This window comes from Geomonas azotofigens, assembly GCF_018919395.1.
Taxonomy (GTDB): Bacteria; Desulfobacterota; Desulfuromonadia; order Geobacterales; family Geobacteraceae; genus Geomonas; species Geomonas azotofigens.
Genome location: NZ_JAHLME010000003.1, coordinates 837,338 through 850,930, shown reverse-complemented (window position 1 = coordinate 850,930; position 13,593 = coordinate 837,338). Strand labels below are relative to the sequence as shown.

Here is a 13,593-nt window from a genome sequence, read left to right as displayed (position 1 = left end):
CTCAGACTTTTTTTACTGCGACGTTGGCCGCGACCAGGACCGGGTCCCAGACCGGCGCGTACGGCGGGGAATAGCTCAGGTCCAACTCCGCTATTTCGAAGACGGTCATCTTCTTGTAGAGGGCGGTGGCAAGGATGTCGAGACGCTTGGCCACCACGTCCTCGCCGACCATCTGGCAGCCCAGGAGGAGTCCGCTCCCCTTCTCGCACAAGAGCACGATGCGGATGACGCCGCCGCCGGGGAACTCGCCCCGGGTCGGCCCGTCCACCACCACCTTGACCACGTCCTTGTTGAGCGTCTGCAATTGCCGCTCGCTCAGCCCGGTGGTGGCCACGGTGTAGTCGAAGAACTTGAAGACGGCGGTCTGGTCGATCCCCCAGAACTCGGTCATCCTGTCGGGATTGCAGATGTTGTTGCCGATCACCCGCCCCTGCTTGTTCGCCGCCGGCCCCAGAGGGAAGTACGAGTTGAGCCCCAACTGCCGGACGTAGTGCTCGGCGCAGTCGCCGCCGGAGAAGACGTCGTCCAGGTTGGTGCGCAGGTACCGGTCCACCTTCACCGCGCCGGCCACGCCAAGCTCGCCTCCCGCCGCGGCGAACAGGGCCGTGTTGGGGCGTGCTCCCGCGGCCACCACCACCATGTCCGCCTCGAAGGTGCCGGCCGAGGTCCTCACCCGGCGCCCATCCTTTTCCTCGATGTCGACGCCGGTCAGGAGTTCGAGCCCCTTTTCCTTCGCTTTGGCCACAACCTTCTCGCGCACCTCCTCACAAAACGAGGGGAGTATCACCGGCGCCTTCTCGACGATCACCGGGGCGAGCTTCAGGTTGGTGAGGACGTCGGCGACTTCGAGGTTGGTATAGCCCGCTCCGATCAGGAGCACCTTGGCGGGGGGAGTGCGGTAGAGGAAGTCCTTGGCCCGGCGGGTGTCCTCCAGGGTACGGAAATAGAAGACATCGCTGTCGTCGAAGCCGGGGTACTCGAGGCGGATCGCCTTGTTCCCGGTGGCGTAGACCAGGAAATCGTAGGATTCACTGTAGCTTTTGCCGCTGCGCAGATCGGTGACCTCGACCTTCTTTGCGTCCGCATCGATGCGGGTCACCTCCTGGTGCAGCCGATAGTCGACGCCGCGCTCGCCGCGGATGGTCTCCAACGGCATGGCGTACAGCTTCTCCACCGGCCGGTCCTTGAAGAACAGGTTGTAAGGCATGCCGCAGGCGGCATAGGAGACGTCGCCGCTCTTCTCGAGGACGGTGACCTCGGCCTCGGGGGACTGCCTCTTGATCTGGCTCGCGGCGGAAAGCCCGGCGGCGATGCCGCCGATAATCACGCACTTCATGAGGATCTCCCGGAAGGTTATTCAGGCTCGAACATGCTCTTGTCGACGCCGCATACCGGGCAGACCCAGTCCTCGGGGATATCCTCGAACGCCGTCCCCGGGGCCACGCCGCTGTCGATATCGCCGACCTCGGGATCATAGACATAACCACAGACCGTACAACGGTATTTCTGCATGACTTCCTCCTTTGCCAACGGGATTGACACGGTGCTCTTCCTATCATGAGGAGACCCCGCGCCCAAAAACATTCATAAAAAGTAGCTGGAGCCCCATTAATGTCAAGCCACGGCTCGATCATTAGAGAGAGCGGTATATACAAGCGGACGTCATCGGTGCTAAAGATAGCCCTTCGCGCGGCTGGAGCCGGCGCGGGACCCGCGAGAAGACGACTGGAGAATGCATGAAAGGTGTACTGGGAAAATTCGATACGGGGCTTCTGGCCTCGGAGCAGCGCCCGATGCTGCGCTTTCTGGTGGTGCTGACCGCCGCCTCGACCATCGGCCTGCAGGGCTATACCATACTCTTCAACAACTTCGCCGCCGAGATGGTGCACCTTAACGGCAGCCAGGTGGGCGTGACCCAGTCGGTGCGCGAGATCCCGGGGCTGCTGTCCCTGCTGGTCGTGTTCGTGCTGCTGCTGGTCCGGGAACACAAGTTGGCGGCGCTCTCCGTCGTGCTCCTGGGGCTCGGCACCGGCATCACGGCGCTGTTCCCGTCCTACGGCTGGGTCATCTTCACCACCGTGGTGATGAGCTTCGGCTTCCACTACTACGAAAGCACCAACCAGTCCCTTACGCTGCAGTACTTCTCCACCGCGCTGTCGCCGCTCATCTTCGGCCGCCTGCGGGCCTTGGCGGCGGTTTCCAGCGTCGTCGCCGGCGTCATCGTGTACTGCCTGAGCGGGGTAGCGCAGTACCGCGAGATGTACCTGGCCATCGGCGCCCTGGTGCTGGCAGCGGGCGTCTGGGGGCTGTTCCAGAACCCCACCCACGCCGGGATCGTGCCGCAGCGCAAGAAGATGATCCTGCGCCGCCGCTACTCGCTCTTTTACCTCCTCACGCTCCTCTCCGGCGCCAGGCGCCAGATCTTCGTGGTCTTCTCCATCCTGCTCCTGGTCCAGGTGTTTCATTTCACGGTGCGCGAGATGACCATCCTCTTCATCGTGAACAACGTGGTCGCCTACATCCTCAACTCGCTGATCGGCAAGGCGATCAACCACTTCGGCGAACGCACCATCTCCTCCATCGAGTACTCCGGCGTCATCGTCATCTTCCTGGTCTACGCCTTCACCACCTCGAAAAATCTGGTCATGCTGATGTACATACTTGACAACATCCTCTACAATTTCGAAGTCGCCATCAGGACCTACTTCCAGAAGGTGGCCGACCCCGCAGATATCGCGTCCTCGATGTCTGTCGGGTTCACCATCAATCACATAGCGGCCGTGTTCCTGCCCGCGCTCGGCGGATACTTCTGGATGATGGATTACCGCATACCGTTCATTGGCGGCACCGTGCTTGGTGTCATCTCGCTGATCGCGGCACAGTGGATGCGGGTACCTGAAAAAGCACCTACTGCCGCACTCATAGCCGAAACCTGAAACAAACATCGACACAAGTAAAGCGGTAAGTAGATACACAAGTACGCCATCAGGCATGACAACTGCCACAAAGGAGGTTCCGTATGATAGCGATTCCTGAAAAGATGAAAGAAGTGATGGCGCATGAGGGCGTGGTGGCCATAGTGACCCAGGGGATTGAAGGGCCGCACATGGTCAATACCTGGAACAGCTACCTGAGGATCAGCCCGGACGGGAAACTGCTGGTGCCGGTCGGCTACATGCACGTGACCGAGAACAACCTGGCCCAGAACCCGAGGGTCCTGATCACGCTCGGCACCCGTGAGGTTGAAGGTAGTCACGGCCCCGGCACCGGGTTCTTCGTGGAAGGAACCGGAACCATCCTCGATTCCGGCCCCACCTTCGAATCCACCAAGGCCACCTTCCCCTGGGCCCGGGCGGTACTTGAGATCAAGGTGTCCGCCGCCAAGCAGACGCTGTAGTGGCGTCCCCCCCTCGCCCCTTGGGAGAGGAAATGGGAATGGACCAGACAGAATAAAGAAAGAGCGCCGCTGGATTTTCCCGCGGCGCTCTTTCTTTATATGGTTGCCGTGTCGTGCCTTGTTCCCGCCACCGCCCCCCCCGCCGTGCCCGCTAGCGGTTCATCCTGCTGCGCTGCACATTGATGGTCGTTTGCGGCTCCCGTGCCGCCGCCTTTCCCGACTCCAGCAGCGCGAAGCGCAGGCAGATGGCGCCGATGGTGGTGAGGGCTCCGGGCAGATCGACCCCACCACCTTGTCCGCATCCGCGATGCGCGGTTTCAGGGTACGGGTCCGTTCGGTCATGGCGGCCTCACCCAGTCCTGCCGTGTCGCTGCTGGCCAGCTGGCGCAGGGCCGGCCATTTGAAGAGCCAATTATTCTTTGCCATCGCCTGCTCCTTGCTCAAACGGGTTAAAAAGCATTAGATCGGTTTAACAGTAATGAAGGCAAAGTCAAACGCCAATGTGAGGGCGTGGATGTCCTGCAAGGCATCCGTGCCCTGGCTCACAGATGCCCTGTATGAATAAAAAAGCACCTGCAGGCGCAGGGCCGGCAGGTGCTTTTTGCTTTTCTGAAAACGGGAATTACTTGTAGGTCGCCAGGATGTACTTCGCGATGGCGTGGGCCTCGGCATCGGGCACGGCCTTGGCGTCGAACTTGGTCATCCCGGGACCCGGGTTGCGCATCTTGGCGACGATATCCTTCTCGGTCTTTACCCCGTTGGCGGCGAGGTCCTTCTTGCCCAGGCCCTTCTTGGGGTTGATAATGTTGCCCCCTTTCGGGTGGCAGGCGACACAGTGCTTATCGAACTCGGCCTTGGCATCGATCTTCTCGCCCTTCTTGACGTCAGCGAAGGCGGGAACCGCGATTACCGACATAGACAGCACAGCAGCAGTAGCAATGACAACTTTTTTCATGTTGATTCCTCCTTGGTAGTATCGGGGGGGCGTGCCCCAGTTGAGTATCGCTTGCAGCCTAATAACACCCGGCTTGAAAGCAAAAGCGGAATCAATGCTAGTCTAGATTTTCCTGTTGTCAATGACGCGGCACGCTTTGCCTTCAGCCCTCGGAATGCTGTTGGGCTCCACCAACTTCACCACGGCGCCGACGCCGAGCACGGAGTCGATCTTCTTCTCCACCTTGTCCAGGAAGGCCTTTTGCTTCTTCATCTCGTCGAAGAAGATGTTCTCGGTCACTTCGATGCGAATCTCGAGGGTATCGAGCGCCCCCTTGCGGTCCACGACCAACTGGTAGTGCGGCTGGCACCCCTCGATGGCGAAGAGCACGTCCTCGATCTGCGACGGGTAGACGTTCACCCCCTTGATGATCAGCATGTCATCGGAGCGCCCCATGGTCTTCTTCATGCGCACCATGGTCCTGCCGCAATCGCACTTCTCGTAGTCGAGCGAGGTGATGTCGCGGGTCCGGTACCGCACCATCGGGAAGGCTTCCTTGGTGAGCGAGGTGAGCACCAGTTCGCCCACGCTGCCGGGAGGAAGCACGGCGCCGGTATCCGGGTCGATGATCTCGGCGATGAAGTGGTCCTCCGAGATATGCATGCCGCGCTTGCACAGACACTCCCCGGCGACGCCCGGGCCGATGACCTCGGAGAGACCGTAGTTGTCGGTGGCGGTGATGCCGAGACGCTCCTCGATCTCGCGCCGCATCGCTTCGGACCAGGGCTCGCCGCCGAAGAGGCCGACCTTCAGGGTGAGCCCCTTGGGATCGATCCCCATCTTCTCCATCCGCTCCGCGATGGTGACCGCGTAACTCGGGGTGGAGACCAGCGCGGTGGTGCGGTAGTCCTGCATGATCATGATCTGCTTCTCGGTGTTGCCCGCGCCCATCGGGATGACGGAGGCACCGATCATTTCCGAGCCGTAGTGCAGACCGAAGGCGCCGGTGAAGAGACCGTAGCCGAAGGCGATCTGGACGACGTCATCGCTGTTGACGCCCGCCGCGGTCATGAACCGGGCCACCAGACTCGACCAGACCTTCAGGTCGTGCTTGGTGTAGCCGACGACGGTCGGCTTGCCGGTAGTGCCGGAGGAGGAGTGGATGCGGACCACCTCGCGCAGCGGCACCGCGAACATGCCATACGGGTAGTTGAGGCGCAGGTCCTCCTTGGTGGTGAACGGGAGCTTGGCGAGGTCGGCCAGGGACCGGACGTCCTCGGGGACGATCCCCATCTCCTTGAACCTGGTGCGGTAGCAGGTGACGTTCTTGTAAACGCGGTTCAGAGTAGCCTGGAGCCGCTCCAACTGGAGCTGCTCGATCTCCTCCCGCGGCATGCACTCGTATTCGGGCTCCCAAATCTGCATAGCTACCTCTCCCAAATTTCTTTCTTGTCGCGCCCCAGATAGGCGCGCTGCACATCCTTGTTTTCCAGCAACTCGGACGCCTTTCCTTCAAGTATCACTTTACCGGTCTCAAGGACGTAACCGCGGTCGGCGACCTTCAGGGCGGCGCGCGCGTTCTGCTCCACCAGAAGGATCGTGGTCCCCTCCTCGCCGCGCAGGCGCTCGATCACCTTGAAGATGTCCTGCACCACCAGCGGGGCGAGCCCCATGGACGGCTCGTCCAGAAGCAACAGCTTGGGACGCGCCATGAGCGCGCGGCCGATGGCCAGCATCTGCTGTTCGCCGCCGGAAAGGGTTCCCGCCGCCTGGCGTCGACGTTCCTTCAACCTCGGAAACATCTGGAACATGCGCTCCAGGTCGGCGCCGATCTCGCTTCTCTGCCCGCCGGACCGGTAGCGCAGGTAAGCGCCCAGTTCCAGGTTCTCCTCGACGGTGAGCGGGTTGAAGACCTGGCGCCCTTCCGGCACCTGGGAAAGCCCCAGCGAGACCACGCGATCGGCCGCCTGACCAACGATGTCCCTCCCCTCCAGCAGGATCTCCCCGCTTGCCGTCGGGATGATGCCCGAGAGCGTGTTGAGCAGCGTGGTTTTTCCCGCGCCGTTGGCGCCGATGAGGGTCACTATCTCGCCGGCCTTCAGGTGCAGCGAGACGTTCTTGAGCGCGTGCACCTTGCCGTAATAGGCGTTGATGTTCTTGATCTTTAGCATCGGTTTCCTTTGCCTACTCTTCGCCCAGGTACGCGGTGATGACGGCCGGGTTGTCCTGGATCTGCCTCGGGGTCCCCTCCGCCAGCATGGTGCCCAGGTTCAGGACCACCAACTGGTCGCAGATGTCCATGACCAGGTCCATGTCGTGTTCGACCAGCGCCACGGTTACGCCCAGGTCGCGGATCCGCTTGATCAGTTCCGCCAGTTCGGCCGTCTCGCTGCTGTTGAGACCCGCCGCAGGCTCGTCCATCAGGAGGATCTTCGGCTCCAGCGCCATGGCCCGGGCGATCTCCAGGAGCCTCCCCTTGCCGAAGGACAGCGTTCCGGCCTGAACCCCGGCCAGGTCGGGGATGCAGACGAAGTCGAGCAATTCCATGGCCCGCTCGCGGATGCGGCGCTCCTCGCTCATCTGCCACGGCATCCGGAAGGAGCAGGCGAACAAACCGGAACGGCTCTGGGTGTGCAGGCCGACCATCACGTTCTCCAGCACGGTCATCTTGCCGAAGAGCTCGATGTTCTGGAAGGTGCGCACCAGCCCCAGCCGCGCACGCCCTTCCGGCGGCAGCTTGGAGATGTCCTTCCCCTCCAGGAGCACCGCCCCGCTGGAGGGGGGATAGATGCCGGTGGCGACGTTGAAGAGCGTGGTCTTGCCGGCGCCGTTGGGGCCGATGATGCCGGTGATGGATCCCTTGCCGACGTTGAAGCTGATCCCCTCCAGGGCGGTCAGCCCGCCGAACCTCTTGCCGATTCCGTTCAGGCTAAGCATCGCTCCCCTCCGTTACCTTCCTGGCCGGCACCAGGCGCCGCAACAGCGCCGGGATCCCCTCCACCAGGCCGCCGGGGAGATAGATGGTCATGGTGATCAGCAAGAGCCCGTACACGATGATGTCGTAGTCCTGGAAGGTGCGCAGCATCTCGGGAAGCAGGGTCAATAGCAGCGCCCCCAGGATGGAGCCGTACACGCTCCCCAGGCCGCCGATGACGATCATGGTGAGGAGTTCCACCGAGAAGTGAAAGCCGAAGGAGTTGGGCGAGATGAAGGTCATCACGTGGCAGTACAGGCTCCCCATGATGGCGGACATGAATGCCGACAGGGTGAACACCTGCACCTTCATGAGCCTCGCGTTGACCCCCATGACGCGGGCGGCCACCTCGGAATCGTGGATGGCCCGAAGACCCCGGCCGAAGCGGGAGTTCACCAGGTTCAGCGACAGCAGGATCATCCCCAGCGCGAACACCCAGACCAGGTAGTAGTTCTTCAGGTCGGAGTCGAAGGTGAGGCTGCCGATAGTGAGGTTGGGGATGCCGGAGAGCCCGGAGGGGCCGCCGGTAAGTTCCACGGTCTCGTTGAGGGCGATGTTGACGATGACGCCGACGCCGAGGGTCGCCATGGCCAGGTAGTGCCCCTTCAGGCGCAGCACCGGGAAACCGATGGCGAAAGCAAACAGGGCGACGCAGAGCGCGACCGCGACCATGGCCAGCCAGGGGTTGACGCCGTAAGCGGTGGTAAGCACGCCGGAGCCGTAGGCGCCCAGACCGAAGAAGGCTGCCTGCCCGAGCGAAATCTGTCCCGCGTAGCCCAGAAGGAGGTTCAACCCCAAGGCGAGCACGCTGTTGATCCCGACGAAGATGAGGACGTTGGTGAGGTACCCCCCGGAAAGCGGCAGCGGGACGAGCAGCACCACGAGGGCAAAAACGAGAAATTTAATTCTGTCCGATTTCAAAACAAGATCATCCTTCCGCGTGATTCATGCACTAGATACTGCCAAACTGCCCTCTGGGAGAGGGTATCAGACCCGCTCCGTCTCGCCCTTCTTGAAAAGTCCCTGCGGCCTGATGAAAAGGATCAGGAGCAGGATGAAAAACGCGATGGCGTCCTTGTAACCGGAGGAGATGAGCCCGGCCCCGAGTGACTCGAGGGTCCCCAGGATCAGGCCGCCCAATACGGTGCCGAGACCGCTCCCCATCCCCCCCATGATGGCGGCGCAAAACCCCTTCAACCCCAGCATGACGCCGACGTCGTAGGCGGTCATGGTGAGCGGGGCGATGATCACCCCCGCCAGCGAGCCGACGGCGGCGGATATCACGAAGGAGAAGAGGACCATGCGCCCCACGCTGATGCCGACCAGGTTGGCGGCGCGGCGATTGAAGGAGCAGGCGCGCATGGCCTTGCCGCTGATGGTGTGGTTGAAGAAGAGCCGGCAGCCGATGATGACCAGCACGGTGACACCGAAGATCCAGAGGTGCTGCGGCAACAGGGTCGCGCCGGCGATGCTGATGGGATCGGTCCCGGAGAAGGCCGGCAGCGCCTGGGTGTCCTTGCCCCACAAGAGCATCACCAGGCCGCGAATCAAGATGCTGGCGCCGATGGTGATGATGATGAGCATGAGCGGGGTGGCGTTTTTAAGCGGCCGGATGGCCAGCCGCTCGAAAAGAAGGCCAATGATGGTCGTTACCGCCACCGCGACGACGATGGCGGCCAGCAGCGGCAGATGCAGCACGTTCAGCGAGAAGATGGTCAACACTCCGCCCAGCATGACGAACTCACCCTGGGCGAAGTTGATGATCCCTGTCGAATTGAAGATGATGGCGAAGCTGAGGCCAATAAGGGCGTAGATGGAACCTGTGGCGAGCCCCGATATGACGAACTGCGTAACCTGGTTTAAAAGCTCCATGAATCCTCTTTACCTACTTGACCAGCACCCAGTCTTTTTTGCGCACTTCGACCAGGGTGAAGGCGTCCTTGGTCAGACCGGCGTGGTCTTTGGCGGAGTAGCTGAAAACGCCGCCGATACCCGGGAAGTTGCGGGTGTTTTCCAGCGCGTTGCGGATGCCGGCAGGGGTGTCGCCCCCCCTCTCGATGGCGCCTTTCAGGAGCATGACCGCATCCCAGGCGTGGCCGCCGAAGTGGTCACCCTCGGCCTTGAAATGGTTCTGGTAGTCCTTGATGAAGGCGAGCAGGGAGTTTCTCTGCTTGTCGTTTTTCGGGAGCAGGTCGGCGACCAGCACCTTGCCCGACGGCAGCCTGATCCCCTCGGCGGCGTCGCCGGCCAGTTCGATGAACTTCTTGGAGGAGACGCCGTGGCTCATGTAGACCGGGATGGAGAGGCCGAGCTGCTTCGCGTTTCTCGCGATGACAGCCGGGCCCGGGTTGGTGCCCCAGCAGATGAGGGCCTGGGCCTGGGAACCGCGGATCTTGGCGAGCTGCGCCGTCATGTCGGTATCTTTAGGGCCGTAGGTGTCGTCGGACAGGATCTGGATGCCGTAGTGGGCTGCCTGCGCCTTCAGCTGCTCGCGGCCGGAGGCGCCGAAGCCGTCGGAGACGGTCAGGATCGCCACCTTGGTCTTCTTCTCCCTCTTCAACTGTTCGTAGATCCTGGCGACCGCCAGCCCGTCGTTCTGGGCGGTCTTGAAGACCCATTTCTTCACCGGCTCGGTGATCTTGCTGCCTGCCGCGCAGGAGATGAGCGGGACCTGGGCCTTCTCGACCACCGGGATGATGGCCATGCTGTCCCCCGTGGTGCTCGGGCCGATGATGGCAACCACCTGGTCGTTCTTGACCAGCTTGTTGGCGAGCTGGACCGCCTTGGTAGCGTCCCCGCCGGTATCGTAGGTGATCAGCTCCAGCTTGCGCCCCTTGACGCCGCCGGCCTTGTTGATCTCGTCGACCACCATCTGCGCCGTGTTGCGCTCGGGCTCGCCAAGGAACGACGCGGGGCCGGTCACGGCGAAGAGCGCGCCGATCTTGATGGGCGGAGCCGCCAGCGCGGCGGTGGACAGGCACAGCAATGCGAACGAAGCAAAAGCAGTCGAGACAAGTTTTTTCACGGTTTCCCTCCCCTTTTGAGCGGCATCTTGGCCGCGGTCCTTTTATTTGACGATGACCCAGTCGCCCTTGACGATGCGCACCATCTCGAAGGCGCCCAGGTCAAGGCCGTTGTGGTCGGTCGGCGACATCTTGAAGATGCCGGACACGCCGACCATGCGGCCGTTTTTCTCGATGCCGTCGCGGATCTGGGCCGGGGTGACGGCCCCTTTCTTGATGGCGGCCGCGATCAACTGGAAGCCGTCGTAGGCGTAGCCGCCGAACGTGGAGGCCTCGACGCCGTAGCTCTTCTTGTAGTCGGTGTTGTAGTCCTTGAGCAGCTTCGCCTGCGGGTCAGTCGGCTTCAGCAGGTCGAACACGGCCAGCTTGCCCGCGGGAAGCATAATCCCCTCGGCCGCCTGGGGGGTGGCGAGTTCGATGTACTTCTTGGAGGCGACGCCGTGGCTCTGGTAGACCTGGGTCTTGATGCCGAGCTGCTGAAGGTTCCGGGTGATGATGGCGGGACCCGGGTTGGTGCCCCAGCAGATGATGGCGTCCGGCTTGGCCGCCTTGATCTTGGTGAGCTGCGGGGTCATGTCGGAGTCTTTCGGCGAGTACACCTCGTCGGCAACGATCTTGAAGCCGCGCTTGGCGGCCATCTGCTTCAACTGTTCGCGCCCGGAAGAGCCGAAGGAATCGGAAACGGTGATGAGGGCGATGTTCTTCTGTTTGAGCTTCTCGGCCTGGATCAGGATCTTCTCGGCGGCGACGTGGTCGTTGGCCGGGGTCTTGAAGACCCACTTCTTGACGGGGTCGGTGATCTTGATGCCGGCGGCGCAGGAGATGAGCGGGATCTGCTCTTTCTCGACGACCGGGATGACGGCCATCGATTCGCCGGTGGTGCTGGGGCCGACGATGGCGACCACCTTGTCATTCTTGATCAGCTTGTTGGCGAGCTGGACCGCCTTGGTGGCGTCCCCGCCGGTGTCGTAGATGAAGAGCTCGATCTTGGAGCCGTTGATGCCCCCCTTGGCGTTGGCCTCTTTGACCAGCAGTTCAAGGGTGTTTTTTTCCGGTTCGCCAAGGAAGGAAGCAGGTCCGGTAACGGCGAAAAGTCCTCCGATCTTGATCGAAGCTGCGGCGAAAGCCGCGCTGGCGCTACACAGAAGCAGCATGGTGATACCGATTACAGCGAACATCTTTCTCATCTGTTGCCCCCCTCTTCCTGGTTAACCGCATTGAATATGAACAGGTTGTACGACTGCCGTTAAAGAAACGGTTCACGGCAGGCGCGTCCTTCTCCTCCCCCCGGAGGGGGGAGGCCGGGAGGGGGGAAACGGTCGCCGAAGGTTCCCCCTCCCCAACCCTCCCCCTCCGGGGGAGGGAGCTACCCTCTCGGGCCAAACTACATGCTGTACAGCCTCTCCCCCGGCAGCACGTTGAAGCTCTTTCCGGTCAGGGTGGCGATCGCTTTCTGGGTCTCGTCGAAGCGGAAGATCATCACCGCGTTCTCGCCGCAGCGCTCCACGAAGGCGTACATGTACTCGACGTTGATCCCGTCGGCGTCCAGCACCTGGAGGATGTCGGCGAGCCCGCCGGGACGGTCCGGGATCTCGACCGCGACCACCTCGGTCTTGCTCACCGTGAAGCCGCGCTCCTTGAGCACGGTCCTCGCCTTCTCGGTGTCGTTCACGATCAGGCGCAGGATGCCGAAGTCGGAGGTGTCCGCCAGGGACAGGGTGCGGATGTTCACCCCGGCATCGCCCAGGATGCGGGTCACCTCGGCCAGACGTCCGAACTTGTTTTCGATGAATATGGAGATCTGTTCTACGTGCATGACGTTCCCCCCTTAGGCCTTGTTCCTGTTGTCGATGACGCGTTTCGCCTTCCCTTCGCTGCGGGTGATGCTTTTCGGTTCCACCAGTCTGACGCGGCAGGTGACGCCAAGCATCTCCTTGATCTGCTTCTCGATCTTGGCCGACAGCGCCTGGAGGTGCTTGATCTCGTCGGAGAAGAGGTTCTCGCCGACCTCGACCTGGACCTCGAGCGTGTCGAGGTTGTCTTTTCTTTCCACGATGAGCACGTAATGCGGCTCGACTCCCTCGACCCCCATGAGGATGGCCTCGATCTGGGACGGGAAGACGTTGACGCCGCGGATGATGAGCATGTCATCGCTTCTGCCGCTCATGCGGGCGATGCGGGCGTGGGTGCGGCCGCAGACGCACGGCTCGTAGGTGATGGAAGTGATGTCTCGGGTCCGGTAGCGGATCAGCGGGATCCCTTCCTTGGTGATGGTGGTGATGACCAGCTCGCCCATCTGCCCCTCGGGGAGCACTTCGCAGGTCTCCGGGTTGATGATCTCCGGAATGAAGTGGTCCTCCCAGACATGGAGCCCCTTCTTCGCCTCGCAGCACTCGATGGCGACCCCCGGTCCCATGATCTCGGAGAGGCCGTAGATATCGACGGCGGAAAGGTTCAGCTTCCCCTCGATGTCGCGGCGCATTTCCTCGGACCAGGGTTCGGCGCCGAAGATACCGACGCGCAGCTTCAGGTCGCGGAAATCGATCCCCTCTTCCCTGGCGGCCTCGGCCATGAACAGCGAGTAGGACGGGGTGCAGGTGAGCACGGTGGAGCCGAAGTCCTGCATGATCATGATCTGCTTCTTGGTGTTGCCGCCCGACATCGGGATGACCGACGCCCCCAGCCGCTCGGCGCCGTAGTGCGCGCCCAGGCCGCCGGTGAAGAGGCCGTAGCCGTAGGAGTTGTGGATGATATCGCCCTTGTGCACCCCGGCCGCGACGAAGGAGCGCGCCATGAGCTCGCTCCAGGTCTCGATGTCCTTCCGGGTGTAGCCGACCACGGTCGGTTTGCCGGTGGTGCCGGAGGAGGCGTGGATGCGGACGATGTCCTCCATCGGCACCGCGAAGAGGTTGTACGGGTAGGAGTCCCGCATGTCCTGCTTGTAGGTGAACGGGAGTCGTTGCAGGTCCGCGAGCGTCTTGATGGAATCGGAAGTGACGCCGGCCTTGGCGAGCGCGTCCTTGTAGAAGGGAACGCTTTTCTCGACCCGGGCCACCATGGCCTTCAGCCTCTTGAGCTGCAGCGCTTCCAGCGCCTCCCTCGGCAGTGTCTCGAACTCCTCGTTGAAAAACATGACTCACTCCTTAACTGATAAACCCTCAAAGGCAGCCAAAGGCTTATTTAACGCAAAGCCGCAGAGGCGCAAAGAAAACCTATAGACGGGTTACACCCAAAATGCTTTTGCCTTTCCTTGGTGTCTTGGCGC

The 13,593-nt window shown here is 62.0% G+C and carries 15 protein-coding genes; 2 read left to right on the top strand and 13 right to left on the bottom strand.

Annotated features, from left to right (window positions below; translation table 11 throughout):
• Position 1: 1 nt before the first annotated feature.
• Positions 2 to 1,336, bottom strand: a complete 1,335-nt coding sequence (locus KOL99_RS13550; RefSeq protein WP_216510982.1) for an FAD-dependent oxidoreductase — start codon at positions 1,334 to 1,336, stop codon at positions 2 to 4.
• 17 nt (positions 1,337 to 1,353) lie between these two features.
• Positions 1,354 to 1,512 (bottom strand): rubredoxin, encoded by a 159-nt coding sequence (gene rd, locus KOL99_RS13545; RefSeq protein WP_216511140.1) that lies wholly within the window; start codon positions 1,510 to 1,512, stop codon positions 1,354 to 1,356.
• A gap of 224 nt (positions 1,513 to 1,736) precedes the next feature.
• Here rd and KOL99_RS13540 point away from each other — a divergent pair, with 224 nt between their 5' ends.
• Both KOL99_RS13540 and KOL99_RS13535 read left to right on the top strand, forming a co-directional pair.
• Positions 1,737 to 2,936: an MFS transporter gene (locus KOL99_RS13540; protein ID WP_216510981.1), complete on the top strand. Its 1,200-nt coding sequence runs from the start codon at positions 1,737 to 1,739 to the stop codon at positions 2,934 to 2,936.
• A gap of 83 nt (positions 2,937 to 3,019) precedes the next feature.
• Positions 3,020 to 3,397, top strand: a complete 378-nt coding sequence (locus KOL99_RS13535) for a pyridoxamine 5'-phosphate oxidase family protein (protein WP_216510980.1) — start codon at positions 3,020 to 3,022, stop codon at positions 3,395 to 3,397.
• A gap of 159 nt (positions 3,398 to 3,556) precedes the next feature.
• Here the strand turns inward: KOL99_RS13535 and KOL99_RS13530 are convergent, their stop codons facing one another.
• The 11 genes from KOL99_RS13530 to KOL99_RS13480 all read right to left on the bottom strand — a co-directional run bounded on the left by KOL99_RS13530 (position 3,557) and on the right by KOL99_RS13480 (position 13,461).
• Positions 3,557 to 3,823 (bottom strand): hypothetical protein, encoded by a 267-nt coding sequence (locus tag KOL99_RS13530; protein WP_216510979.1) that lies wholly within the window; start codon positions 3,821 to 3,823, stop codon positions 3,557 to 3,559.
• 196 nt (positions 3,824 to 4,019) lie between these two features.
• Positions 4,020 to 4,352, bottom strand: a complete 333-nt coding sequence (locus KOL99_RS13525) for a c-type cytochrome (RefSeq protein WP_199388740.1) — start codon at positions 4,350 to 4,352, stop codon at positions 4,020 to 4,022.
• Between the two features lie 102 nt (positions 4,353 to 4,454).
• The gene (locus KOL99_RS13520) at positions 4,455 to 5,756 is read right to left on the bottom strand and encodes a phenylacetate--CoA ligase family protein (protein WP_183346168.1); all 1,302 of its coding nucleotides are present in this window, start codon (positions 5,754 to 5,756) and stop codon (positions 4,455 to 4,457) included.
• A 2-nt stretch (positions 5,757 to 5,758) separates the two neighbouring features.
• Positions 5,759 to 6,502: an ABC transporter ATP-binding protein gene (locus tag KOL99_RS13515; protein ID WP_216510978.1), complete on the bottom strand. Its 744-nt coding sequence runs from the start codon at positions 6,500 to 6,502 to the stop codon at positions 5,759 to 5,761.
• 13 nt (positions 6,503 to 6,515) lie between these two features.
• The gene (locus KOL99_RS13510; protein ID WP_216510977.1) at positions 6,516 to 7,268 is read right to left on the bottom strand and encodes an ABC transporter ATP-binding protein; all 753 of its coding nucleotides are present in this window, start codon (positions 7,266 to 7,268) and stop codon (positions 6,516 to 6,518) included.
• Positions 7,261 to 8,226 (bottom strand): branched-chain amino acid ABC transporter permease, encoded by a 966-nt coding sequence (locus tag KOL99_RS13505; protein ID WP_216510976.1) that lies wholly within the window; start codon positions 8,224 to 8,226, stop codon positions 7,261 to 7,263. Before KOL99_RS13505 ends, KOL99_RS13510 begins: the two co-directional genes overlap by 8 nt.
• A gap of 66 nt (positions 8,227 to 8,292) precedes the next feature.
• On the bottom strand, positions 8,293 to 9,177 hold the full coding sequence (locus tag KOL99_RS13500; protein ID WP_216510975.1) for a branched-chain amino acid ABC transporter permease: 885 nt from the start codon (positions 9,175 to 9,177) through the stop codon (positions 8,293 to 8,295).
• 13 nt (positions 9,178 to 9,190) lie between these two features.
• Entirely contained in the window at positions 9,191 to 10,330 is a 1,140-nt protein-coding gene (locus KOL99_RS13495) for an ABC transporter substrate-binding protein (protein WP_216510974.1), read from the bottom strand.
• A 42-nt stretch (positions 10,331 to 10,372) separates the two neighbouring features.
• Complete coding sequence (locus KOL99_RS13490; protein WP_216510973.1) at positions 10,373 to 11,515, bottom strand: ABC transporter substrate-binding protein; 1,143 nt, start codon at positions 11,513 to 11,515, stop codon at positions 10,373 to 10,375.
• A 197-nt stretch (positions 11,516 to 11,712) separates the two neighbouring features.
• Entirely contained in the window at positions 11,713 to 12,144 is a 432-nt protein-coding gene (locus tag KOL99_RS13485) for an ACT domain-containing protein (protein ID WP_199395290.1), read from the bottom strand.
• A gap of 12 nt (positions 12,145 to 12,156) precedes the next feature.
• The gene (locus KOL99_RS13480) at positions 12,157 to 13,461 is read right to left on the bottom strand and encodes a phenylacetate--CoA ligase family protein (RefSeq protein ID WP_216510972.1); all 1,305 of its coding nucleotides are present in this window, start codon (positions 13,459 to 13,461) and stop codon (positions 12,157 to 12,159) included.
• Positions 13,462 to 13,593: the final 132 nt, after the last annotated feature.

Coding starts and splice junctions, on each gene's coding strand:
- KOL99_RS13490 (WP_216510973.1), bottom strand. CDS start 11,515: ATGAGAAAGATGTTCGCTGTAATCGGTATCACCATGCTGCTTCTGTGT.
- KOL99_RS13510 (WP_216510977.1), bottom strand. CDS start 7,268: ATGCTTAGCCTGAACGGAATCGGCAAGAGGTTCGGCGGGCTGACCGCC.
- KOL99_RS13550 (WP_216510982.1), bottom strand. CDS start 1,336: ATGAAGTGCGTGATTATCGGCGGCATCGCCGCCGGGCTTTCCGCCGCG.
- KOL99_RS13525 (WP_199388740.1), bottom strand. CDS start 4,352: ATGAAAAAAGTTGTCATTGCTACTGCTGCTGTGCTGTCTATGTCGGTA.
- KOL99_RS13485 (WP_199395290.1), bottom strand. CDS start 12,144: ATGCACGTAGAACAGATCTCCATATTCATCGAAAACAAGTTCGGACGT.
- KOL99_RS13480 (WP_216510972.1), bottom strand. CDS start 13,461: ATGTTTTTCAACGAGGAGTTCGAGACACTGCCGAGGGAGGCGCTGGAA.
- KOL99_RS13540 (WP_216510981.1), top strand. CDS start 1,737: ATGAAAGGTGTACTGGGAAAATTCGATACGGGGCTTCTGGCCTCGGAG.
- KOL99_RS13520 (WP_183346168.1), bottom strand. CDS start 5,756: ATGCAGATTTGGGAGCCCGAATACGAGTGCATGCCGCGGGAGGAGATC.
- rd (WP_216511140.1), bottom strand. CDS start 1,512: ATGCAGAAATACCGTTGTACGGTCTGTGGTTATGTCTATGATCCCGAG.
- KOL99_RS13535 (WP_216510980.1), top strand. CDS start 3,020: ATGATAGCGATTCCTGAAAAGATGAAAGAAGTGATGGCGCATGAGGGC.
- KOL99_RS13515 (WP_216510978.1), bottom strand. CDS start 6,502: ATGCTAAAGATCAAGAACATCAACGCCTATTACGGCAAGGTGCACGCG.
- KOL99_RS13500 (WP_216510975.1), bottom strand. CDS start 9,177: ATGGAGCTTTTAAACCAGGTTACGCAGTTCGTCATATCGGGGCTCGCC.
- KOL99_RS13530 (WP_216510979.1), bottom strand. CDS start 3,823: ATGGCAAAGAATAATTGGCTCTTCAAATGGCCGGCCCTGCGCCAGCTG.